The organism is Actinomyces sp. HMT 175, from assembly GCF_016694895.1.
GTDB classification, from domain to species: domain Bacteria; phylum Actinomycetota; class Actinomycetes; order Actinomycetales; family Actinomycetaceae; genus Actinomyces; species Actinomyces oris.
In genome coordinates, this window is record NZ_CP068012.1 from 1077553 (window position 1) to 1100728 (window position 23176).

General features: G+C 70.4%; 18 protein-coding genes. 10 read left to right on the plus strand and 8 right to left on the minus strand.

Annotated elements, in window-relative coordinates; genetic code table 11:
• Positions 1–40 precede the first annotated feature (40 nt).
• The 4 genes from JJJ14_RS04650 to JJJ14_RS04665 form a co-directional block, all read right to left on the minus strand.
• A complete protein-coding gene (locus JJJ14_RS04650) occupies positions 41–1435 on the minus strand; it encodes an ABC transporter substrate-binding protein (RefSeq protein ID WP_201444800.1) in 1395 nt (464 codons plus the stop codon).
• An 8-nt stretch (positions 1436–1443) separates the two neighbouring features.
• Positions 1444–2397 (minus strand): carbohydrate ABC transporter permease, encoded by a 954-nt coding sequence (locus JJJ14_RS04655; RefSeq protein WP_101558411.1) that lies wholly within the window; start codon positions 2395–2397, stop codon positions 1444–1446.
• A gap of 13 nt (positions 2398–2410) precedes the next feature.
• Positions 2411–3322 carry a carbohydrate ABC transporter permease gene (locus tag JJJ14_RS04660; protein ID WP_070512411.1) on the minus strand — a complete coding sequence of 304 codons (912 nt, stop codon included), beginning with the start codon at positions 3320–3322 and terminating at the stop codon, positions 2411–2413.
• A gap of 112 nt (positions 3323–3434) precedes the next feature.
• Positions 3435–5615 (minus strand): alpha-galactosidase, encoded by a 2181-nt coding sequence (locus tag JJJ14_RS04665; protein WP_201444801.1) that lies wholly within the window; start codon positions 5613–5615, stop codon positions 3435–3437.
• A gap of 190 nt (positions 5616–5805) precedes the next feature.
• Here JJJ14_RS04665 and JJJ14_RS04670 point away from each other — a divergent pair, with 190 nt between their 5' ends.
• Positions 5806–6948 (plus strand): ROK family transcriptional regulator, encoded by a 1143-nt coding sequence (locus JJJ14_RS04670; RefSeq protein WP_101558409.1) that lies wholly within the window; start codon positions 5806–5808, stop codon positions 6946–6948.
• Between the two features lie 98 nt (positions 6949–7046).
• Positions 7047–8570 carry an NAD(P)/FAD-dependent oxidoreductase gene (locus JJJ14_RS04675; protein WP_201444802.1) on the plus strand — a complete coding sequence of 508 codons (1524 nt, stop codon included), beginning with the start codon at positions 7047–7049 and terminating at the stop codon, positions 8568–8570.
• A 4-nt stretch (positions 8571–8574) separates the two neighbouring features.
• Here JJJ14_RS04675 and gcvH read toward each other — a convergent pair whose 3' ends face one another.
• Genes gcvH through gcvP form a run of 3 tightly spaced genes read right to left on the minus strand, consistent with a single transcriptional unit; the run spans position 8575 to position 13224 of the window.
• Complete coding sequence (gene gcvH / locus JJJ14_RS04680) at positions 8575–8961, minus strand: glycine cleavage system protein GcvH (protein ID WP_201444803.1); 387 nt, start codon at positions 8959–8961, stop codon at positions 8575–8577.
• A gap of 45 nt (positions 8962–9006) precedes the next feature.
• Positions 9007–10272 carry a glycine cleavage system aminomethyltransferase GcvT gene (locus JJJ14_RS04685; RefSeq protein ID WP_201444804.1) on the minus strand — a complete coding sequence of 422 codons (1266 nt, stop codon included), beginning with the start codon at positions 10270–10272 and terminating at the stop codon, positions 9007–9009.
• A 30-nt stretch (positions 10273–10302) separates the two neighbouring features.
• On the minus strand, positions 10303–13224 hold the full coding sequence (gene gcvP, locus JJJ14_RS04690) for an aminomethyl-transferring glycine dehydrogenase (protein ID WP_201444805.1): 2922 nt from the start codon (positions 13222–13224) through the stop codon (positions 10303–10305).
• 175 nt (positions 13225–13399) lie between these two features.
• Here gcvP and miaB point away from each other — a divergent pair, with 175 nt between their 5' ends.
• The 7 genes from miaB to JJJ14_RS04725 all read left to right on the plus strand — a co-directional run bounded on the left by miaB (position 13400) and on the right by JJJ14_RS04725 (position 21417).
• Positions 13400–15061, plus strand: a complete 1662-nt coding sequence (gene miaB / locus JJJ14_RS04695; RefSeq protein WP_201444806.1) for a tRNA (N6-isopentenyl adenosine(37)-C2)-methylthiotransferase MiaB — start codon at positions 13400–13402, stop codon at positions 15059–15061.
• A gap of 85 nt (positions 15062–15146) precedes the next feature.
• On the plus strand, positions 15147–15617 hold the full coding sequence (locus tag JJJ14_RS04700) for a YbjN domain-containing protein (RefSeq protein ID WP_004565218.1): 471 nt from the start codon (positions 15147–15149) through the stop codon (positions 15615–15617).
• Positions 15617–16405, plus strand: a complete 789-nt coding sequence (locus JJJ14_RS04705; protein ID WP_201444807.1) for a YbjN domain-containing protein — start codon at positions 15617–15619, stop codon at positions 16403–16405. Before JJJ14_RS04700 ends, JJJ14_RS04705 begins: the two co-directional genes overlap by 1 nt.
• A 5-nt stretch (positions 16406–16410) precedes the next feature.
• Entirely contained in the window at positions 16411–17406 is a 996-nt protein-coding gene (gene miaA, locus JJJ14_RS04710; protein WP_201444808.1) for a tRNA (adenosine(37)-N6)-dimethylallyltransferase MiaA, read from the plus strand.
• 10 nt (positions 17407–17416) lie between these two features.
• Positions 17417–18367, plus strand: a complete 951-nt coding sequence (locus JJJ14_RS04715; protein WP_201444809.1) for a diaminopimelate epimerase — start codon at positions 17417–17419, stop codon at positions 18365–18367.
• Positions 18368–18449: 82 nt separating this feature from the next.
• Positions 18450–19853: a branched-chain amino acid transport system II carrier protein gene (gene brnQ / locus JJJ14_RS04720; RefSeq protein ID WP_101558401.1), complete on the plus strand. Its 1404-nt coding sequence runs from the start codon at positions 18450–18452 to the stop codon at positions 19851–19853.
• Between the two features lie 28 nt (positions 19854–19881).
• The gene (locus tag JJJ14_RS04725; protein ID WP_201444810.1) at positions 19882–21417 is read left to right on the plus strand and encodes an MFS transporter; all 1536 of its coding nucleotides are present in this window, start codon (positions 19882–19884) and stop codon (positions 21415–21417) included.
• Here JJJ14_RS04725 and JJJ14_RS04730 read toward each other — a convergent pair.
• Complete coding sequence (locus tag JJJ14_RS04730; RefSeq protein ID WP_201444811.1) at positions 21392–22000, minus strand: class I SAM-dependent methyltransferase; 609 nt, start codon at positions 21998–22000, stop codon at positions 21392–21394. The two genes, JJJ14_RS04725 and JJJ14_RS04730, sit on opposite strands and share 26 nt — an antisense overlap.
• A gap of 169 nt (positions 22001–22169) precedes the next feature.
• Here JJJ14_RS04730 and JJJ14_RS04735 point away from each other — a divergent pair, with 169 nt between their 5' ends.
• Positions 22170–23060, plus strand: a complete 891-nt coding sequence (locus tag JJJ14_RS04735) for a hypothetical protein (protein ID WP_201444812.1) — start codon at positions 22170–22172, stop codon at positions 23058–23060.
• Positions 23061–23176: the final 116 nt, after the last annotated feature.

The window sequence follows — 23176 nt, forward strand, 5'->3', positions numbered from 1 at the left end:
ACCGGACCCGGCCCGTGGTTGGTCACGAGCAACCGAGGTGTCAGCTCTTCTTGTGCTTGGACGTCTTGAACAGGAGGTTGACCTGCTCGTTGTACTTCGTCAGCGTTGAGGCCGGCACCCGGTTGGCCCACAGGTCGTCCGTCGCCGGCTTCATGATGGCGCCCACATCCGCTCCGAAGTAGGTCAGTGGGAAGAAGAACGTGGACTTGTCCTCCAGGTGCTGGGTGAAGGGCTTGGTGGGAAGCCCCGTCTCCTCGAAGACCTTGACGGCCTTCTTCGTGGAGGATGCGATCGCCGGGAAGACGATTCCGTGAGAGGCCACGATGTCCTGCGCCTCAGCGGTTCCCAGGAAGGCCACCCACTTGGAGGCGTTGTCGATATTGGCCGACTGCTTGGATATTGAGTCGCCCAGCCCGTTGAACAGGGAGACCGACTTGCCGTTGGGGCCCACGGGGTTCGCCGCGATCCCGACCTTGACGTCGAGCTTGGCGTAGGTGCCGAACATCCACGACCCGTTGAAGCACATGGCGATCTTGCCGCTGCCGAGCTGGACATCGGTGCTGGTCGTGGAGGAGAAGGCGCCGCGCGGAGGCATGTATCCCTTGTCCACCAGGCCGAAGTACCAGTCCATCGTGTCCTGGAAGACCTTCTCGTCGTAGCGGTAGTGGTCACCCCAGGTTTCCTTGTTCGTGTAGAACCAGTCGCCGGCTGAGCCGGTGAAGGGGCTCCACTGGGTCTGGCCGTCCCCGGTACCGGCGTCCTGGATACCCAGGCCGTAGACGGCCACGCGGTTCTTATCGAAACCGGGCTCATCTCCGCGCACGCCGTTCTTGTCCACAGTCAGGCGGGCGAGGATCTTCTCGAAGGTTCCGCCGTCAGCGGGGTTCCAGGACCAGTCGGCCAGGTCCGCCTCGGACAGGCCCGCCTGGGCGAGCATGTCCCGGTTGTAGAAGACCGCCACGGTGTCCCAGTCCTTGGGGCAGCCGTACTGGTGGCCGTCCTCCCCTTTCCACAGGTCGATGAGGCCCTCCTGGAAGGCGGACTCATCGACGCCCGCCCAGGCGGCCTGCTTCTCCAGTGGAACCAGGACCTCCAGGTCCACGAACTGGGCGAACTTGGAGATGTGGTCGGTGAAGGCGTCCGGGCCGGTTCCGGCGATGAAGCCGGCCGTCAGCTTGGTCCAGTAGTCACTCCAGGCGATCTGGGTGATGTTGACCTTGATGCCGGTCTTGGCCTCGAAGGCCTTGGCGCAGGCCTCATAGGCGGGCAGCTGGCTGGCGTCCCACATCCAGTACTCGACGGCGCCGGCTCCCGACTTCCTGGAGCCGCCGGAGCAGGCGGCCAGGGTCAGGGCGGCCGCGCCCGAGGCCAAGCCGCACAGGAGGCCTCGGCGCGACAGTGAGGAGCGAAGAGGGCTGATCGGTTGAGTCGTCATCTGGTGCCTCACTTGATTCCGGTAAAGCCGATGGAGTTGACGATGCGCCGGGCGAAGGCCATGAACAGCAGGAGCATCGGGAGGGCGGCCACGAGCGTGGCGGCCATGAGCCCGGCCCAGTCGGGACCGGTCTGAGGGGCCTGGGAGCGGAAGACGGCCAGAGCCACCGTGAGTACCCGCGAGGAGTCCGTGTAGGAGACCAGCAGGGGCCAGAAGTAGTCATTCCAGGCCGTGATGTAGGTCAGGATCGCCAGCGTCGAGATCGGGGCCTTGGCCATGGGCAGGATGAGGGTGAAGAACACCCGGACCTTGGAGGCTCCGTCGAGCAGGGCGGCCTCCTCCAGCTCGCGCGGGACGTTCATGAAGAACTGTTTGAGGAAGAACACCGCGAAGGGCGTCATGAACATGGTCGGCAGTGCCACCCCGAGGAAGGTGTCGATGAGGTGGAGCTGCTTGACCAGCACGAAGTTGGGCAGGAGCGTGAAGATCGAGGGGACCATGAGGGCGCCCAGGAACACGGCGAAGACCGTGTCGCGTCCCCTCCAGCGCAGGCGGGAGAAGGAGTAGGCGGCCATCGCGGAGAAGAACACCTGCCCGACGGTGACCAGTGTGGAGATGATGACCGAGTTGCGCAGGTAGAGCCAGAAGTTGATGGCTGCGCCGCTGCCGCCGTCGGCCAGTGCCTCCTCAGTGGACTGCATGCCGAAGACACGGGCGAAGCCGCGCAGGTTGATGTCCACCGGCAGCAGGCTGGTGGGGTGGGCGGTGATGCCCGCGTTGGAGGACAGTGCCGTACGCAGGACCCAGTAGAAGGGCAGGAGCGTGAACAGCATGATGAGGATCATCGCCGCCCAGGCCAGGGCCTTGCCGACGGTGAACCGGCGCCCCGGGGCCTCGGAGGATGCCGCAGCGGGCGCCTTGGGGGACGGTGCGGAGGAGACGGATGCGGTTGTCGTGGTCATGGGTGGTCCTCCTTCAGTCCAGGTCCGTCTCGCCCGCACGGGTCATGCGGTACTGCAGGATCGTGATCGCCGCCAGGACGAGCAGCAGCCCCACCGCCATGGCTGAGGCGTATCCGAACTGGAAGCGTCCGAAGGCCATGTCGTAGATGTAGTACTGCAGCACGCGGGTGGCGTTGACGGGGCCGCCCTGGGTAGCCACCGAGACGGTGTCGAAGACCTGGAAGGAACCGATCATCGTCATGATGAGCACCAGCGCCAGGATGGGACGCAACAGCGGGACGGTGATCCGCCAGAACATCCGCCACTCGCTGGCGCCGTCCATCTTGCCCGCCTCATAGACCGTGTTCGGGATCGACTGCAGACCCGCGAAGATGAGCAGGGCCGTGTAGCCCACGTGCCGCCACACGTTGATGATGGCGATGGTGGGGATGGCCATCGACGAGGAGAAGAAGTCGACGGCTGAGCCCGTCAGGGACTCCAGGAGCTGGTTGGTGATGCCCAGCGTGTTGTCCAGGATCCACAGCCACAGCATGGCGGCGACCACGTTGGAGACCAGGTAGGGCGTCAGCACGATGGAGCGCACGAAGGTGGACTGGGTCAGGCGCTGCATGAGGACGGCGATGAGGAGCGCCAGGATCGTCTGCAGACCGATATTGATGACCACGTACTCCACGGTGACGACGACGGCGTTCCAGAAGGTGTCGTCCTGGGCCATGCGCTTGTAGTTGTCCAGGCCGGTGAACTCCTCGGGAGTCAGGAGGTTGTACTCGGTGAAGGACAGCCAGATGCCTCGGACGAGGGGCCAGATGTAGAAGGCGACGAGGCCGATCGTCGCCGGGAGGATGAAGGCGAGGCCGAGCTTGAGGTCGGAGCGTGGCTTGCGTTGCCGACGCGATGGTCGTGCGACCGGGGTCGAGGTTGACATCGGGTCTCCAAATCGACGGTGATGAGGGAAAACGGGTCGAAAACGGACGGGTGGGGTAGGGACGGGTAGAAGAAGAGAGGACGGATCAGCGACTCGGAGGGTCGCCGATCCCTCAGTCGACGGCGCTCACGCGCAGCAGGACGAGGTGGTCGGGGTGCAGCACCGGCAGCGCCAGCCCCGTGGTGGTCAGGTAGGAGCCCGGCAGGGTGACGCCCTGGGCCATCCAGCCCGCCGCCAGGCGCAGCTCGGGGTAGACCGGCGCCGCCAGGCGCACGTGGTAGCGGCGTGAGGGGTCCAGACCGGGCAGAGGGCGCGGCGCCGTGGGCCAAGCCAGGAGCTGGCCCAGCGAGGCGATCTCGAACAGGGCGTCGGAGCCATCAGGGGCGACGACCCCCTCAATGCGCAGCACGTCGTCGTCAGGCAGGTCCGCATGGACCGTCACCCCCGAGTGCAGCAGGCCGCGCAGCTCCTTGTGCAGCGCGATGATGGAGGCCAGGCGCTCGCGGGTGGCGTCGTCGGCCTCGGTGAGGTCCCACTCCACACCCATATGGCCCCACAGGGCGGTACCGGCCCGGAAGTCGAGATCGAGGTCGCGCAAGGTGGTGTGGGCCCGCCCCGAGCCGACGTGGGTGCCCACCATCTCGGGAGGAAGCAGCAGTGTGGTACCGCGCTGGATGTTCTGGCGGTCGTGAGCGTCGATGCAGTCCGAGGCCCACACCCGCTGAGTGCGCTCCATGATCCCCAGGTCGATGCGGCCGCCACCGCCGGCGCAGGACTCGATCTCCAGGGAGGGGAAGCGCTCATGGAGCGCATCCAGGAGACGGTAGACGGCCAGGGTCTGGTCGTGGACGGCGGCCGCCCCCGGGCGCCCCGCGGTGGGGTCGGCAACCTCATGCCCCGTGGCCAGCAGAGGGGAGTTGTGGTCCCACTTGAGATAGGCGATGTCCAGGCGCTCCACGAGGGTGGAGATGGCATCGAACAAGTAGTCCCAGGCTCCAGGAGCGGACAGGTCCAGGACCCGCTGGTGGCGGTGCTCGGGCGCTCCGCCGGCGCCGTCGGACAGGATCCACTCCGGGTGGGCGCGAGCCACGTCGGAGTCGACGTTGACCATCTCCGGCTCGAACCACAGGCCGAACTCCATGCCCAGGGCGTGGACGTGCTCCACGAGCGGCTCCAGACCGTTCGGCCAGGCCTCCGGGGAGACCTGCCAGTCACCCAGTCCCGAGGTGTCGTCGCGGCGGGAGCCGAACCAGCCGTCGTCCAGGACGTAGCGCTCGATACCGACCTGGGCGGCGGCGTCTGCCAGGGCCTTGAGCTTGTCCAGGTCATGGTCGAAGTAGACGGCCTCCCAGGTGTTGAGCAGCACCGGGCGGGGACGGGTGGGGTGGGACGGGCGCGAGCGCAGCCAGGCATGGCTGCGCTGGGCCAGGGTGTCCAGGCCCTCGCCCCAGGAGAAGACCGTCCACGGAGAGGTGTAGGTCTGCCCCGGGGCCAGCGAGACCTCGCCCGGCAGGAGCAGCTCTCCGGCTCCCAGGAGCTTGCGGCCCGAGGCCGGGTTCATCGCCAGGTGACGGACGTTGCCGGACCAGGCCGCGTGAACGCCGTGGACGCGCCCGCTGCGCCATCCGAAGCCGGTGGGGCCGGCCGCCAGCCAGGTGACGGCGTCGTGCCCCGGGCGTCCCTCCCAGGACTCGCGCAGGCGGGTACCCGGGGTGAAGGGGGTGCGCACGAGCCGGCGCTCCTGGACGTGGTGGCCGGTGGTGTCCAGCAGCTCGTCGGCGCTGTCTGGCAGCGGCAGTACCGGCGTGAGCTCGCCGACGACGAGGTCGGCCCCCTGCTCGCCGTCGGACTCGGGGCGGTCATTGCGGACCCAGGCGCGCAGACGCACCAGGCCGCAGGCCTCCAGGCGCAGCTCAGTGCCCAGGGTCAGCTCGTGGTCGGCGTCGGTTCCGCTGGAGCGCACAACAAGGGCGGTTCCGGCCGGGGTGTCCTCGGAGCCCTCCTCGTGGGTGAAGGCGGTGGGGTGGGGCGAGAAGGCCGAGCCGTCGGTGCGTGAGAGCGCCACGGCGGGACGTGAGTTCCAGCCCAGGTGGGCCAGGGGCAGGATCGGCAGATCGTTGGTGATCCAGGCGGTGTTGGTGCCCAAGGACGTCTCGGCGGCCAGGGCCGCGTCGGACAGGTCGTCACCGCTGACGTCACCCAGGTCAGGGCCCCAGTGGCGCACCACCGGGAAACGGTCGTCGGGCAGGTCGAGGACCACGGAGGTGTCGGCGCATCGCAGATGGAGGGTCATCATCGTCCTTCCAGGGGAGGGGGAGGAACCAGGGGCGATTCCTTGTAAGATGAAAATAATTGACGATGCTAGATTTTGCAAGGGTTTGCTCTACAGTGTCGGTACGACGTGGACGGCGGTGAACGTCGTCCCAGGTCACAGGCCGTGCGGCCCCGGTGGCAGCTGACGACGATGGGAGTGGGAGTCGACGATGGGCGGTGGACGCAGCCTCGGAGCCAGGGCGCTGCTCGCCCTGATCTCCGCCGGCCCCATGAGTCGCGGCGACCTCGCCGAGCGCCTGGGGCTGTCCGCGGCGACGACGACACGCACGGTGCGCCCCCTCATCGAGGCGGGACTCATCGAGGAGCAGCCGCCGGTGGAGGTGGCCGGGCCGGGACGACCCACCCGCCTGCTGGCCGTCGTCCCGAGCAGTGCCACCGTTGCAGGCATCAAGCTCACAGATGACCGCCTCTACGCCGTCCTGACCGATCCGCTGGGCGAGGTCCTCATCAGTGACTCTCGGCCGTTGACCGACACCGATGCCGGCTCCGTGACCGCCCTCATCGCCTCGGTGGTGGCGCAGCTGGCCGAGCGCAGCGGGCGACGGCCCGATGCCATCGGAATCTCCCTGGGGGCGGCCGTCGTCGGGAGACGGACTGTGGTGGTGGCCAGCTTCCTGGGATGGCGCGACGTGCCTCTGGCCGCCATGGTCTCCGAGGCCACCGGGCTTCCCTGCGTCGCGGCCAATGACGTGCGCGCCTTCGCCTACGCCGAGGCATGGTTCGGGGCCGGCCGCGGGAAGGACCCCTTCGCCATGGTCACCCTCGGCGCCGGGATCGGTTGCGGGGTCGTGGTGGCCGGTGAGGTCGTCTCCGGTGCGCAGGGGGCGGCCGGCAGCGTCGGGCACCTGCCGGTGGATCCCTCGGGGCCCAGCTGCGAGATCGGGCACCCCGGGTGCGCTCGGGCCCTCGCCTCGACCCCCGGGATCCTGCGGGCGGCCGCCGAGCACCTGGAGTGTGAGGCCGGCGAGCTGAGTCTCGATCTGCTCCTGAGTCCCGACATGCGTCGCCACAACGGCGTCGACGACGTCCTACGGCGTGCGGTGCTGGCGATCGGAAGGGTCGTGGGGACTCTCATCGCCTACGTCGATCCCGAGCTCGTCGTCGTCTCCGGGGAGGGGGTCGCCGTAGTGGAGACCTACCGCGAGGTCTTTGATGAGGAGGTGGGCGGCCTGCGGCACTGGGCTGCGGCGCCCGTGCCCGTCCTGCTGCGTCCCTTCGAGTTCGACGAGTGGGCGCGAGGGGCGGCCGCTCTGGCCCTGGATCAGTGGACGGTGGTCGCAGGCGGCCGGTGAAGGCGGCTCTTGGCCGGGCACGGCACTGTGACAGGAACCATGTCTAGGAAATAGGTCCTAGCGTGATCTTGGACTAAGGGTAACCTTAGATTGTGCCCATGAGTCGTCGCACCACCATTGCCCTGTCGACCGCCGGACTCCTGGCCGCCGGAGCCGCCCTCGCACTGGCCGTACGTCCGGCCCGCCACGACGTCCCCGACGTCGCCGCCGGCACGGGCAGCCGCCGTCCGCCCCGCGTCGTCATCGCCGGTGGCGGCTACGTCGGCTTCTGCGTCGCCCGGGCCCTGCGCGCCCAGCTCAACCTCGACCAGGTCGAGATCGCCATCATTGACTCGCGCGCCTACATGACCTACCAGCCCTTCCTGCCGGAGGTCGCGGCCGGCTCCATCCAGCCGCGCCACGTCGTCGCCCCCCACCGCCGTAACCTCGACGGCGTCACCATCATCACCGGCGCCGTCACCGCCATCGACCACACGGGCCGCACCGTCACCGTGCGTCCCCCGACCCCCCAGTCCACGCACGAGCGGGTCGAGCCCTACACCCTGACCTACGACCACCTCGTCATCGCCCTGGGCGCCGAGGCCCGCACCCTGCCGATCCCCGGCCTGGCGGAGCAGGCCATGGGCTTCAAGCAGGTCGAGGAGGCCACCGCCCTGCGCAACCGGGTCCTCACCCGCATCGAGGACGCCGCCTCCACCTGGGACACCGAGCGCCGCAGGCGCCTGCTCACCTTCGTCTTCGTCGGAGGAGGCTTCGCGGGCGTCGAGGCCATTGCCGAGCTGGAGGACATGGCACGCGCGACCGTGCGCACCATCCCTTCCATCGAGCAGCGCGACGTCCGCTTCGTCCTCGTCGAGGGCTCGCGCCGCATCCTGCCCGAGCTCACCGAGGAGCTCTCCGGCTACGGGCTCCAGCAGCTGCGCGAGCGTGGCATCGACGTGCGGCTCAACACCTTCCTCAACTCCTGCGTCGACGGCCACGTCGTCCTGTCCGACGGCACCGAGTTCGACGCCGACACCATCGTGTGGACCGCCGGCGTCAAGGCCGCCCCGGTGCTGCAGACCGCCTCCGACCTGCCCATCGACGCCCGCGGCCGTGTCACCGCGCTGCCCACCCTCCAGGTGGCGCGCGACGGCGCGCCGGTCGAGGGAGCCTGGGCCGCCGGAGACTGCGCCGCCGTCCCGGACCTGACCTCCGAGGACCCCGAGGCCACCTGCGCCCCCACCGCCCAGCACGCGGTGCGTCAGGCCAAGCTGCTGGCCGACAACCTCGTGGCCGTCCTCGCCGCCGGGGACGAGAACGGTGTGCCTCTGAAGTCCTACGCGCACGCGAACCTGGGCACCGTGGCCTCCCTGGGCATCGGCAAGGGCGTCGCCCGCATCATGGGCCGGGACCTGCGCGGCTTCACCGCCTGGACCGCTCACCGCGGCTACCACGTCTACGCGATGCCGACCCTCAACCGGAAGGTGCGCATCATGATGGACTGGCTGGCCGCCGTCGTCTTCCGTCGCGACCTGGCCTCCTTCGGCTCCATCGCCGAGCCCGGCGCGGCCTTCGCCACGGCGGCCCGTCACGACGCCGACCTCGCCGCCCGCCGCAAGGCCGCCGACAGCGGGGCCTGAGCGCTCAGCCGTCGACGACGGCGTCGAACTTGTCTGCGTAGTCCTGGGCGCTGAGCAGATCTCCCTCAGCGCTGACCGTCACCGTGAACAGCCAGCCGGCACCGTAGGGGTCCTCGTTGATGGTGCCCGGCTCGTCGACGACCGCCTCGTTGACGGCGACGACGGTGCCGCTCACGGGCGAGACGAGGTCCGAGACGGACTTGGTCGATTCGAGCTCGCCGCAGGGCTCTCCCGCCTCGACCTGGGCGCCGACCTCGGGCAGCTCGACGAAGACGACCTCACCGAGGGCGTCGGCGGCGACGGTGGTGATGCCCACGCGTGCGGGCTCACCGTCCTCCAGCCACTCGTGGTCGATGCTGTAGCGCAGGTGGGCGCGCACGCTCTGGGCCATGATGGGGTCCTTCCTGTCAGGAGGTGGTGGGTGGTGCGGGGCGCCTTATCGGGTCCGCTTGTAAAAGGGGGAGTCGACGACCGTGACCTCCAGCGGCCTGCCGCGCACGTCGGCGACGAGCGCCGTGCCCACGGGCCAGGCGGGGGCGTCCTCACGCCAGGGATGCAGGAGCGCCAGGGCCACGGGGCGACCCAGCGTGGGTGACAGCAGGCCGGAGGTCACGGTACCGAGCACCTCGCCGTCGTCGCCCAGCACCGGCGCACCGGCCCGGGCCGCACGCCGCCCCTCAGCGGTCAGGGGAACCAGCACCGAGGTTCCCTCGGTGCCCTCCTGCTCGGCCCGGGCGGCCAGGGCGTCACGTCCGACGAAAGCGCCCTTGTCGAGCCGCACCACCGCGCCCAGGCCGGCGTCGTAGGGCGTCATCCCCTCGTGGAGCTCGTGCCCGTACAAGGGCATCCCGGCCTCCAGTCGCAGGGAGTCGCGCGCCGCCAGCCCGCAGGGGGTCAGCGCCGGCACCGGCTCGCCGTCGATGACGGTGGGCTCCAGGGCCGCCGCGGCGCTGGTGATGACCGTCCACAGGTCCACGGCGTCCTCCGCGCCGCAGAACAGCTCGAAGCCGTCCTCACCCGTGTAGCCGGTACGGGCCAGCAGCACCGAGTGCCCCGCCGCCGTCGCCCTGACGGCAGCGTAGAAGCGCAGGCGCTCCAAGAGCGTGGGACCGCACAGCACATCCGGTCCGCAGTCTTCCTCCTCCGAGCCCTCAAGAGGCCTGAGGGCTCCGGGCATGGCGGCACCGGACTCGACGACGCCGACGAGCACCTCCTGCGCCCGCGGCCCCTGGACGGCGATGAGGCAGGTGCGCAGAGAGATGTCCTCGACCGTGCAGTCGAAGCCCGCGCAACGGGCGACCAGCTCGGCGGCGACGCGCTCGCGGTTGCCGGCGTTGGGCACCACGAGGTACTCCTCGTCGCCCACGTGGTAGACGATGAGGTCGTCGATGACCCCGCCGGAGGGCGAGACGATCATCGTGTAGCGGGCGCGCCCCACCGCCACGGCCGACAGGGCCCCCACGAGCGCGTGGTCCAGGGCGGCGCCCGCCTCGGGGCCGGCGACCTTGACCTCACCCATGTGGGACAGGTCGAAGATCCCCGCGCTGCGGCGCACCGCGTGGTGCTCGGCCAGGTCAGAGGTGTAGCGCAACGGCATCTGCCAGCCGCCGAAGTCGGTGAAGGACGCGCCCAGGGCCGTGTGCACGCGGTGCAGGGGCGTGGTGCGCAGGACGGCTGCGCCGGTCTCGGTGTGCTCGCTCATCGCTGTCTCCTCGTCAGACGTGGTCTCGGCTCAGGCCTCGTGCGCCTCGAAGGCATCGGGTGGCGGGCAGGTGCACATCAGGTGGCGGTCGCCCCACGCGTTGTCCACCCGCGAGACCGGGGGGAAGTACTTGTCCGTCTCCATGCCCGCCAGCGGGAAGGCCGCGGTGGCGCGCGAGTAGGGCCGCTTCCAGGGCTCGGCCGTGACGGCCGCCAGCGTGTGCGGCGAGCGGCGCAGCACCGAGTCCTCCAGCGCCACGGCCCCCGAGGCGACCTCGTCGATCTCGGCACGGATCGAGCGCATGGCCGCGATGAAGCGGTCCAGCTCGGCCAGGGGCTCGGACTCGGTGGGCTCGACCATGAGCGTGCCGGCCACCGGGAAGGAGAGGGTCGGCGCGTGGAACCCGTAGTCGATGAGCCTCTTGGCCACGTCCTCGGCGGTCACGCCGGTGGCGGCGGTGAGTGCACGCAGGTCGAGGACGCACTCGTGTGCCACGTGCCCGCGATGGGTGTACAGGGTGGGGAAGACGTCGGCGAGCGCCTGCGAGAGATAGCTCGCGTGGGCCAGCGCCGTGAGGGTGACCCGGCGCAGATCGGCGTCGGTGAGCGTGGCCAGGTACGTCCAGGCCAGCGGCATGACCCCCGCCGAGCCGAAGCGGGCCCCCATGGCCGCTGCTCCGCCGAAGCCCCGGTCGTGGTCCTCGTCCGTCGGGAGGGCCGATCCGGCGGGGCCGGCCGGAAGGTACGGGGCCAGGTGCTCCTTGACGACGACGGGGCCCACGCCCGGACCGCCGCCGCCGTGAGGGACGGCGAAGGTCTTGTGCAGGTTGAGGTGGGACACATCGCCACCGAGGTCACCCGGGCGCAGCAGCCCCGTGAGGGCGTTGAGGTTGGCGCCGTCGATGTAGACCTGGCCACCGGCGTCGTGGACGAGGGCGGTCACCTCAGTGACCTGCGGCTCGAAGACGCCGTGGGTGGACGGGTACGTGAGCATGATGGCCGCGACGCGCTGACCGTACTCGGCCAGGAGCTCGCGCAGATGGTCGACGTCGATGGATCCGTCCTCGGCGGTGGCGACCACCGTGACGCTGAAGCCGGCGCCGGCGGCCGAGGCGGCGTTCGTGCCGTGGGCGCTGGCGGGTACCAGGACGAGGTCGCGTTGCTGCTGCCCGGTGGCCCGGAGGTAGCCGCGCACCGCCAGCAGGCCGGCGAGCTCGCCCTGGGCGCCGGAGGCCGGCTGCAGGCTGCACCGGTCGTAGCCGGTCAGCCGCGCCAGCCGGTCGGCGAGACCGTCCAGCAGCAGGCGCCAGCCGCGCGTCTGGGTCGCGGGGGCGTAGGGGTGGATGCCGGCGAGCCCTGGGCTGAGCCACACGGCTGACTGCACGGCCGCGTTGAGCTTGAGGGTGCACGAGCCCAGCGGGATCATCGTCCGGTCCAGGGCGAGGTCGCGGTCCGCCAGCCGCCGGATGTAGCGCACAAGGGCGGTCTCGCTGCGGTAGCGGTGGAAGCTCGGGTGGGTCAGGAAGGTGCTCGTGCGCGCCAGCGAGGCGGGCAGGGGGAACCGGGAGACGCCGTCGGTGCCCGGGGCGGGATCCTGCGCGGCGCGGGGCAGGGCGTCGGCGAACGCCCGCAGGACCGTGGTGACGTCGTCATCGGTGGTGGTCTCGTTGACACTCACGCCCACGTGGTCGGCATCGAGCAGGCGCAGGTTGTAGCCCAGCGCCTCAGCGCGCTCGATGGCGTGGCGGGCGGCGCCGGGCAGGCGCACGCTCACCGTGTCGAAGAACTCCTCGTGCTCGAGGCCGAGCCCGAGCGCGCAGGCGCCGACGGCCAGGTGCTCGGCCCGGCGGTGCACGTGCTCGGCGATGGACACCAGGCCCTCGGGACCGTGGTAGACCGCGTAGAAGGCCGCGACGACCGCCAGCAGGGCCTGCGCGGTGCAGATATTCGAGGTGGCCTTCTCCCGGCGAATGTGCTGCTCGCGGGTCTGCAGGGCCAGGCGGTAGGCCTCACGGCCCTCGGTGTCCCGGGAGACGCCGACGACGCGTCCCGGCAGCTGGCGCCGCAGCGCCTCGGTGACGGACATGAAGCCCGGGTGGGGGCCTCCGAAGAACAGGGGCACCCCCAGGCGCTGCGCGGTACCGACGGCGATGTCCGCGCCGACGGCGCCCGGCTCGGTCAGCAGCGTCAGGGCCAGCGGGTCGGCATCGACTGCCACCAGGCCGCCGCGGGCGTGGACGGCCGCGATGGCACCGGAGAGGTCCTGGACGAGTCCGCGGCTGGTGGTGTGGGCCAGGACCGCCCCGGTCAGGGGAGCGCCGTCTTCGGTGATCGTGGAGATGCAGACGACCTCGACGTCGATGCCCAGGGCCTCGGCCCGGGCCGAGGCCACCTCGATGAGCTGGGGGTGCAGGCCGGAGTCGAGGAGCACGGGAGCGCCGGGGCCGCGGTGCGCGCGCGTCATGAGCAGGACGGCCTCGGCCACGGCCGTGGCCTCGTCCAGCAGGGAGGTGCAGGCCACCGGCAGGCCGGTGAGATCGGCCACGACGGTCTGGAACAGCAGCTGGGCCTCCAGGCGCCCCTGGCTGATCTCCGCCTGGTAGGGGGTGTAGGCGGTGGTCCAAGCGGGGTTGGACAGGACGTCGCGCACGATGACGGCGGGGGTGACGGTGGGGTGGTAACCGCGCCCGATCATCTCGGTGTGTGGGTCGTTGAGGGCGGCCAGGGACCTGAGGGCGCCGACGGCCTCGTCCTCGCTCAGACCGCCGCCGACGGCATCGGGGCGCTCGGGCTGCTGCGGGGGGTCGAGGATGGGCAGGGTGGCGGGGACCACCCGGACGGCCAGGTCCTCCAGGCTCCGAGCACCGATGCGGGTCAGGACCGTGTCCAGGTCCGCTCCCGTCGTGCCCAGGTGCCGGTCCAGGAAGCGCGTAGGTGTGTGGGGCGCCGTCATAACCCTCCCTCTCGTCGTGTGGCGCGTCACATCCTAGTGAAGGAGCCCGCATCCGCGCAGCAGAATGGAAGCGGCGCTCCGTGAGGCCCAGGTCGAGGACCATCAGCCGTGCATCTGGTCACGACGCTGCGCCAGGGCTGGGGCGGGGCCCCGCCGCCACCTACACTGCTCGGCGATGACCACGCTGACCACCTCCGCCCCCGTTCTCGACGCCCGAGGCGGCCTGCCGCGCACCTACCACGTGCGCACGCTCGGCTGCCAGATGAACGTCCACGACTCCGAGCACATGGCGGGACTGCTGGAGAGAGCCGGCTACCTGCGCGTCGAGGACGTGCCCGAGGCCGCCGCCCGCGCCACCGACGCCGGTGACGGCGGGGCCGACGTCGTCATCATCAACACCTGCTCGGTGCGTGAGAACGCCGCCACCCGGCTCTTCGGCAACCTGGGCCAGCTCGCCGCCGTCAAGCGCGAGCGCCCCGGCATGCAGATCGCTGTGGCCGGGTGCCTGGCCCAGCAGATGGGGGAGGGGATCGTCGAGCGGGCCCCCTGGGTCGACGTCGTCTTCGGCACCCACAACCTCGACGTCCTGCCCGCCCTGCTCGAGCGCGCCCGGCACAACTCCGCGGCCGCCGTCGAGCTCGAGGAGTCCCTCAAGGTCTTCCCCTCCACCCTGCCCACCCGCCGCGAGTCCTCCTACGCCGCCTGGGTCTCCATCGCCGTGGGCTGCAACAACACCTGCACCTTCTGCATCGTGCCCTCCCTGCGCGGCAAGCAGCGCGACCGCCGCCCCGGCGACGTCCTGGCCGAGGTCGAGGCCGTCGCCGCGCAGGGCGCCATCGAGGTGACCCTCCTGGGGCAGAACGTCAACTCCTACGGGGTCGGCTTCGGGGACCGCGGCGCCTTCGCCAAGCTGCTGCGGGCGGCCGGCTCAGTCGAGGGCATCGAGCGCGTGCGCTTCACCAGCCCCCACCCCGCCGCCTTCACCGACGACGTCATCGAGGCCATGGCCACCACCGAGGCCGTCATGCCCAGCCTGCACATGCCCCTGCAGTCCGGCTCGGACCGGGTGCTGCGCGCCATGCGCCGCTCCTACCGCACCCAGCGCTTCCTGGGCATCCTGGACAAGGTCCGCGCCGTCATGCCCGAGGCCGCCATCACCACCGACATCATCGTCGGCTTCCCCGGCGAGACCGAGGAGGACTTCCAGGCCACCCTCGACGTCGTCGAGCAGGCCCGCTTCGCCTCGGCCTACACCTTCGAGTACTCCCCGCGCCCGGGCACCCCCGCCGCCGACCGCGACGACCAGGTCCCCACCGAGGTCGTCAAGGACCGCTACCGGCGGCTCGACGCGCTCGTGCGCCGCATCGCCCACGAGGAGAACGAGCGCCAGGAGGGACGCGTCGTCGAGGTGCTCGTCGCCGAGGGCGAAGGGCGCCGAGACTCGGTCACCGCCCGCATCTCCGGACGCGCCGCCGACAACCGCCTCGTCCACGTCGCCCTGCCCGAGGACCTGGCCGAGGACGACTACGCCGGCGGGGCCCCGCGCCCCGGCGACATGGTCACCGTGCGCGTCACCCACGGCGCCCCCCACAACCTCATCGCCGACTCCGCCCGCTGCGGACGCGAGCTGGACCCGCGCGCCGCGGCCGCCAACGAGGCCCTCAAACCCGGCGACCGCCTCTGGCTCGACGACGGCCCCGCCCTGTTCCAAGTGCGACGCACCCGCGCCGGAGACGCCTGGGAGCGCCGCCAGGCCGAGGCCTGCGCCACTCCCGAGCCCGACACCGCTCCGGTGAGCCTGGGTCTGCCCACCCTGCGCGTGGGCGCACCGGCCTGAGGCGGACCACGGCTGATTGCGCTGACGGTGGAGCGGGCCGGGCTGCGCTGGGGAGCAGCCCGTAGGCCCCGCTAGGCTGGGAAGCATGCCCAGCTTCGACGCCAGCTCTGCTGCCGCCGCCACGGTCCCCAGGCCCGTGGACGTCGACCGTATCCACGAGTGCGTCAAACGACTGGGACTGCGCTACTTCATCGACGACGAGGGCGACATCGGCATCCCCTGGCGCTACGTCACCGTCCACGCTATCTTCCAGGACACCAGGGCCGTCCAGATGCGCGGAATCTGGCACCGCATCGCCGACACCGAGCACCTGACCCAGCTGCGCGCCCTGGTCGAGGACTGGAACACCACCCGCATCGGCCCCAAGGCCTACCTCACCGTCGCCGACGGCGGAGTCGTGCGCCTTCACGGCGAGTACACCTACCCCCTCGAGGCGGGAATGACGGACCGACAGCTCGAGGACTTCGTCTTCGGTGGCTGCCGGCTCATCGTCGCCCTCATGCACGAGGCCGAGGAGCAGTTCCCCGACGAGTTGCGCGGAAGCCTGGAGCCGTGATGCCCAGACTGCAACGCCTCACCGACTTCATCGCGCGCCTCCTGGGCAAGGAGTGGGACGTGCGGGCGCTGGACCACCGGCGCAGCAGCGGGCCGGTTGACTCCCAGAGCCGATCCGACGAGCCCCCGACCATCTCGCCGTACGTCACAGGTCACGTGGAACCCGCAGCCTCAGGCCAATCAGCCGACTCAACCACTCCGACCGACTCCAGTGGTCCATCGGAGCCGGCCAGGACAACCGCCTCGGCGCAGACCCTGGACTCCTCACGCAGCTGGTCGAGCACATCAGGCCGGTCGGAGGAGGAGCCGGCAGTGGAAGGACGGGGCGCCGACCGCTCCTCGGACCTGGAGCCGGCCGACGAGGAGCCCCAGGAGCTGACCTTGGCCCGGATCGAGTCCATGCTCACCGGCCCCATGGAGTACAACGTCCAGCTGACCGAGGACCGCGAGCACCCCTGCCTCCTAGGCACCTGGGACTCCTTCCCCTTCGTCATCGAGATTCCTGAGGGGCACGACGGCTGGCTCCTGGTCTCGGGGGACTGGGAGGAGGCCGCCCCCGCCTCCCAGAGGGACGAGATTGCCGCCAGCGTCAACGACTGGAACCGGGACAAGTTCTTCCCCACCGTCGGCGTCATCGACACCCCCATCGGTCCGCTGGTGCGCGCCACCTACCTCACCGACCTGTCCGCCGGGGCTACCGATGCCCAGCTGCGCCTCCACCTGGACACGGCGTTGTCCGCCTGCACCCAGGCCCTCAGCCTGGTGGGGCCTCTCCTGCCGGAGATCTGAGCCCCATGAGCCCAGCGTCCCCGAGCGTCCCCTGTCTGCCCAGACTCGTCGTCGTGGGGCCCACCGCCACCGGCAAGTCCGCCCTCGCCCTCGACCTCGCCGAGCGGATGCACTCCGACGAACCGGCGACCCGCGCCGAGATCATCAACGCCGACGCCTCCCTGCTCTACCGCGGCATGGACATCGGCACCGCCAAACCCAGCCCCGCCGAGCGGGCCCGCGTCCCCCACCACCAGATCGACGTCCTCACCGTCAGGGACAGGGCGTCCGTGGCAGCCTTCCAGCGCAGCGCCCGCGGAGACATCGACGCCGTCGAGTCACGGGGCCACCTGCCGATCATCGCCGGAGGCTCCGGCCTGTACGTGCGAGCCTTGACCGACGACCTCGACTTCCCCGGCACCGACCCGGCCGTGCGCAGCCGCCTGAGCGAGCGCGCCGAGCAGGAGGGAGCCGCCGCCCTCCACGCCGAGCTGGCCCGCCTCGACCCGGTCGCCGCCGAGCGCGTGGAGGCCTCCAACACCCGCAGGATCGTGCGGGCCCTGGAGGTCATCGAGATCACCGGCCGTCCCTTCTCCGCCTCCCTGCCCCGCTACGAGGACATCGCCCCCACTGTCCACATCGCCCTGCGCTGCGAGCGCCGACTCCTGGATAAGCGCATCAACGAGCGGGCCCGCGCCATGTTCGACGGCGGCCTCGTCGAGGAGGTGGAGGCCCTCATCGACCAGGGCATCCGGGAGGGGGAGACCGCCCCACGCGCCATCGGCTACGCCCAGGCGCTCGCGGTCATCGACGGGACCATGAGTGTGCCCGAGGCGGTCGACTCCACCGCCCTGGCCACCCGCCAGCTCGCCTCCCGCCAAATCAAGTGGTTCCGGCGCGACCCACGGCTGCACTGGATCGACGTCGCCCTCACCGAGACCGGGCAGTGCACCGACTCCGAGCGCTCCCGGTTGACCCGGCAGGCATGGGAGCTCGTCTGCGCGGGTCGCGGCGTCGCTTAGGCTAGGGACCATGCCGCACTCGACAGGTCTTCACGGTCGTGAGCTCATCAAGGGCCACGCGACCCTCAACGACTTCCTCATGCTGGTCGACCCCGGCTGCGAGGTCGCCATCAGCGGCGCCGACATCGCGGCGGTCTGCGACCGCCACCGCGGCATCGGCGCCGACGGCTTCGTGCGCGTTGTACGGACCACCGCCCTGCCCGGCGGCGGAGCCTTCGCCGCCTCCGTGCCCGAGGCCGAGTGGTTCCTGGACTACTACCGCGCCGACGGAACCGTGGCCGAGATGAGCGGCAACGCCGCACGCCTGTTCGCCCACGTCCTGGACTGTGAGGGGCTGTGCCCCATCGCCGACGGCGAGTCCGTCACCATCGGCACACGCGGCGGGGCCTGCACCATCACCCGCCTGGGCGAGCTGTGGACCGTGGACATGGGGCCGGCCCGCCTGACCAGCCCCGAGGAGGCCGAGGACGAGGGCTGGGACACGGCCGTCGTCGTCCCTGGCCTGGACGGGCCGCGGGCCGCCCTGAGCGTGGAAATCTCCGGCCCCCACACCGTCGTCGCCCTGGGGGAGGAGGGCGAGCTCGAGGCGGCCGCCTTCGCCGGGCTCACCGACTCCGCGGACCCGGTCGCCTACGAGCCCGCCCCCGAGGTCGGCACCAATCTTGAGCTTGTCGTGCCGCTGGGGGAGGAGACCGACCCCGACACCCAGTCATCGGTGGGTATCGCCCGTATGCGCGTCCTGGAGCGCGGCGTGGGGGAGTCCCTCTCCTACGGAGCGGGGTGCTGCGCCGTCGCCGTCGCCCTGCACGCCTGGACCGGTCCGGGCGCTCCCGAGGACTACCGACTGCTCGTTCCCGGCGGAGAGATCGGGGTCCACGTGGGCGGCGACCCCCTGGGCGAGGACAGCAGCGTGCTGCTGACCGGCCCGGCCACGATCACCGGGCGGATCACCGTCGCCTGAGGCCCCTCAGCCCCGCCGCCATCCGCACTGCTCCCGGACGTCGCACCGACGCCACATCCGAGAAGAGAAACCGACCACCACTATGAGCCAGCCATCCACACGCGCCGCCGTCAGCACCATCCTGCCGACCGGCCTGATGCTCTTCGCCCTGTTCTTCGGAGCGGGCAACCTCATCTTCCCGCCCCTGCTGGGCGCCGCCTCGGGCAGATCCTTCATTCCGGTCATGGTGGGCTTCCTCGCCACCGGGGTGCTCATGCCACTCATCACCGTGGTCGCCGTCTCCACCTCCGGTGAGGGGATCCTGGGCCTGGCTCGCAGAGTGGGACCCCGATTCGGCACCGTCATGCCGCTGGCGGTCTACCTGGCGATCGGCCCGCTGTACGCCATCGCCCGTGTCACCACGGTCGCCTACGAGCTGGCGACCCGCCCGGTACTCGAGCTGCTGGGGATTCAGGACTCCCGCCTGGCCCTGCTGGTGCACGTGACGGTGTTCATGGGGGTGTCCTTCAGCATCGCCCGCAGCCCGAGCCGCCTGGCCGACCGCGTCGGGCGCTGGCTCACTCCCGCCCTGCTGGCCCTACTGGCCCTGCTGTGCGGGGTCACCATCGCGATGTCCCCCAGGGTGGAGCGCGAGGCCATCGAGCCCTACGCGAGTGATCCTCTGACCAATGGGCTGACTCAGGGCTACCTCACCATGGACGTCTTGGCGGCCACCGTCTTCGGCATCGTCGTCATCACCTCCCTGCGCGAACGCGGCCTGACCTCTCCCCGCGCCCTGGTGCGTGGCACGGTCCTGTCCGGTGGTATCGCCGCTGTGCTCCTGGGGCTGGTGTACGTCGGCCTGGCCGTCCTGGGGACGCGTACCCGCGGGCAGATCACCGTCGACACCAAGGACGGCACCGAGCTGCTGCGCAACGCGGCCTCCTCGACGCTGGGGACCTCGGGAGTGGTCATCTTCGCCGCCATCGTCATCCTGGCCTGCCTGACCACCGCCGTGGGCCTGATGGCCTCCTGGGCCGGCTACGCCTACACCGCTTGGCCGGCCGTCTCCTTCAACCGGCAGCTCGCCGCCTGCGCGATCGTGTCCTTCACCCTGGCCAACCTGGGCCTGAGTGCCATCCTCAAGATCGCGGGACCCTTGCTGTTCCTGCTCTACCCCCTGGCCATCGCCCTGGTCGCCGTGACCCTGGTCGACGCCGTGGCACCGGGACGGCTCAAGGCCGCCTACCTGTGGTGCGTGAGCTCAGCCGGGATTCTCGGATCCGTGCCCGCCATCACCGCCGCCGGCTGGGATGGCCCCAGCAGGCTGCTGGCGAGAACCGGCCTGTGGAGCGACTCCACCGGATGGATCCCTCCGGCACTCCTCGCCCTGCTGATCGGCATCCTCCTGGACATCCGCTCCGGAGCCTGGTCCACGCCCGCCCCCGGGGAGCCTCCCAGCCGGGTCCAGCAGGACGTCGAGCACGCCGCGGCCTCACAGCTGTAAGCGGTCCGGCACGCGGTAGCCTCTCGACGTGCCCACGCCTCACCCCCGCGACCCGGCCCAGACGCCGCGTCCGAACCATGAGCGGCTTCTGCCGACACTTCTCATCCCCGCCTTCGTCACGCTGCTGGCCGTCTCCTCGGTCAATGTCATCCTGCCGGCGGTCTCCCACAGCCTGAGCGCCGGCACCGCCGGGCTCCAGCTCGTCGTCTCCGGTTACGCCCTCGTCTTCGGGGTCGTCCTCGTCCCGGCCGGCCGCGCCGGCGACGTCATGGGACGGGGACGGCTCTTCGTCATCGGCATGCTCCTCTTCGGTGCCGGTTCGCTCGCCTCAGGGCTGGCTCCCGACGTCGTCACCCTCAACCTGGCCCGGGTCGTCATGGGGATCGGCTCAGGGCTGCTCAACCCGCAGGTGACCGGCATGATCCAGCAGTACTACTCCGGTGAGGCCCGAGGACGTGCCTTCGGGCTCTTCGGCGCCGTCATCGGGGTCTCGGTAGCGCTGGGGCCCGTGCTCAGCGGCGGGTTCATCGGCTGGCTCGGGGACGACTGGGGCTGGCGCGCCTCCTTCCTCATCAACGTCCCCCTCACCCTGGCCGGCGTCTGGGCCGCGCGTCGCTACCTGCCGGCCTCCGCCTGGCGCCGGGGAAGCGACACAGGTCAGACGGAACAGGCGGACAGCCCCGATGGCGACGCCGCCGGGAGCGCCGGCGCCACCGTGGCCGCCCACCGCAGCGGTGTCGATCTCGACCCGGTGGGGATGGGGATGCTCGCCGTCGGCACGCTGCTCATCATGATCCCCTTCATGGAGGCCTCGGCCGGCACCTGGATCTGGGGCCTGGAGGCCGCCGGCATCGGCGCCATCGCCGCCTGGGTGGCCTGGGAGAAGCGCTACCGGGCCAAGGGCGGCGCCCCCATGGTGGACCTCAGCCTGCTGGCCATCCCCTCCTTCGCCTACGGCAGCCTGGCCATCGCCGTGTACTTCCTGGGCTACACCAGCGTGTGGATCATCGTGGCCCAGTACGTCCAGGCCGGCCTGGGATCCACCGCGCTGGCCAGCGGCCTCATCGGAGTCCCGGCCGCCCTGGCGGGATCGGTCGCCGCCGCCGTCGCCGGCCGCAGGGTGATCCGGGTGGGGCGGGCCATGGTGCTCGGCGGCATGGTGCTGGGCATGGCTGGGCTGCTGGGGAGCATCGGCATCATGCACATGCATGCGCGTGCGGGGTGGAGTCCCTGGTGGCTGACCCTCACGCTGCTGGTGCTCGGAGTGGGGCAGGGCCTCGTGGTCTCCCCGAACCAGACCCTCTCCCTGGCCGACGTCCCCCTGGAGTACGCCGGGGCCGCGGGAGGCATCCTCCAGACCGGTGAGCGCATCGGCGCCTCCATCGGCATCGCCGTCATCACGGGCCTGACCTTCCGCGTCTCGCACTCCTCGGGCTGGGAGGCCGCCGCTCAAGCCGGCCTGCTGGCCGTCGTGGCCACCATCGCCGTTGCCGCCGGGGTCGCCGTCATCGACCTGCTCCTGGCGCCCCGCCGTCGTGTCAGCGGCACACCCGCAGGACTCTGAAGCCCTTCGAGGAGGCCATTCGGCTCACGTCCCAGCCCTGGTTACTCAACCAGGTCGCCAGGGAGTCGGCTCCCAGGTTCTTGAGCACCACCAGCCAGGCCTCGCCGTCGTCGGACAGCAGCGCCAGCCAGTCCAGCAGCAGCGTGTGCAGGGCCTCCTTGCCGATGCGCACCGGAGGGTTGGACCAGATGAGATCCACCGGTGTCAAGCTCTGGCGCAGCTCAGCCAGCAGTGCGTCGGCCGGGGCGGTCCGCACGTTGTCCAGGCCTGCGGCAGCGGCGTTGCGGGCGGTCAGGGCCAGGGAGCGCTCGTTGACATCGGTGGCCAGGACCCGCGCCTGCGGAGCGGCCCCGGCCAGGGCCAGCGTGATCGGCCCCCATCCGCAGCCCAGGTCGAGGAACGTGCCGGTTTGGGCCGGATCGGGGACGTGGTCGAGGAGGACCTGGGTGCCCTTGTCGAGACGGTCGGCGCTGAAGACGCCCGAGGCCGTGACCACCGTGCGCTCGACGCCGCGGATCGAGAAGCGGTGGGTGCGCTCCTCGGCCTCGACGGCGGGGGAGGCGGTGAAGTAGTGCTCGCTCACGTGGTCCAGGCTACCCGGGCTCTGCTCGTCGACAGAGGGAGGAAACCAAGGCGGTCATCAGTCCGCTGCCCCCTTGCCAGGCGAGGAGTGCCGATTTTGCGAGACGCGGCTTTTTGATAATACGATCGCGTCTCCATAGGGGTGCGGACGGTAGGAGAGGGATGTTGTCATGAGCCGATACAAGGCTCTCGCAAAGGCGCTCAGCGGCTGGGCAATCTTGACGTTGGGGGTGACTCTTTCGATAGCGATCGCACAGGCTGTCGGATCCAGGACTGAGACCGGACCTGCATTCATTCGCGTGTCTCAGGCAGTTCTGGTCACATTGTTCGTTGTTCCCGCGATCGTGGCTTGTCGTCGTCTCCTTGACCGCAGGACTCTCGCCGGGATGGGCCTATCACGTCACTGGCCCGCCGCGGCCGCGACCGGGGTGGCCGTCGCTGTCGTGACCGGGGCTGTTGTGTGGACACCCGTGTTCTTGATCGGCTGGGCCCGGTTCGATCACCTCGAACCGGTGGCGCTCGCAACCTTCCTCGCAGTCAACGCGGTCGTCCTGCTACTGTACGAGGCATTGCCGGAGGAGATCGCGCTGCGCGGCTACGGGTGGTCGACTCTACGGGAAAGTTGGGGCCCGCTCGCGGCCACCATGACGATCACGGTTCTCTTCTGCCTCAGTACGGCGTTCAGCAATCTGATTCGAATGACGTCAACGCTCGTTCTAGGGGGCGGAACCACGGGCTTCTCTCTGGCGCCGAGCGGTAACGACCCCTTTTTCTACATAGTTTTGCTGTTCGTCTTCGGCCTCACACTGGTTGCGGCCCGACGGATCCCACTACCGGGTGCGCTCACCTCTGCGATCGCCTTCCATCACACGTTTCTCACCATCAACCGCGTGCTTCTGGGCGGTCTTGGCTGGATCGACTCCGGGGTCGGGATCGAGTTCGCCACGCCCGAGGTGGCCGGGATCAGCCTTGTGCACGCTGCGCTTGCCGGAACTGTCTTCATGGTGGTGCGGCGGTGGCTGGAACGCCGCACAGCGGTTGTATCGAGGCGGGTAGCCTGATGTGATGACGATGTCTCCGCTACCATCCGACCCCGTGTCGGAAGGTCCGGTAGCACATCGGAGAAGCCAACGGGAGGCGCCTCCGGCGCCGTCGTCGGAGCCCTCGCCCCGAACAT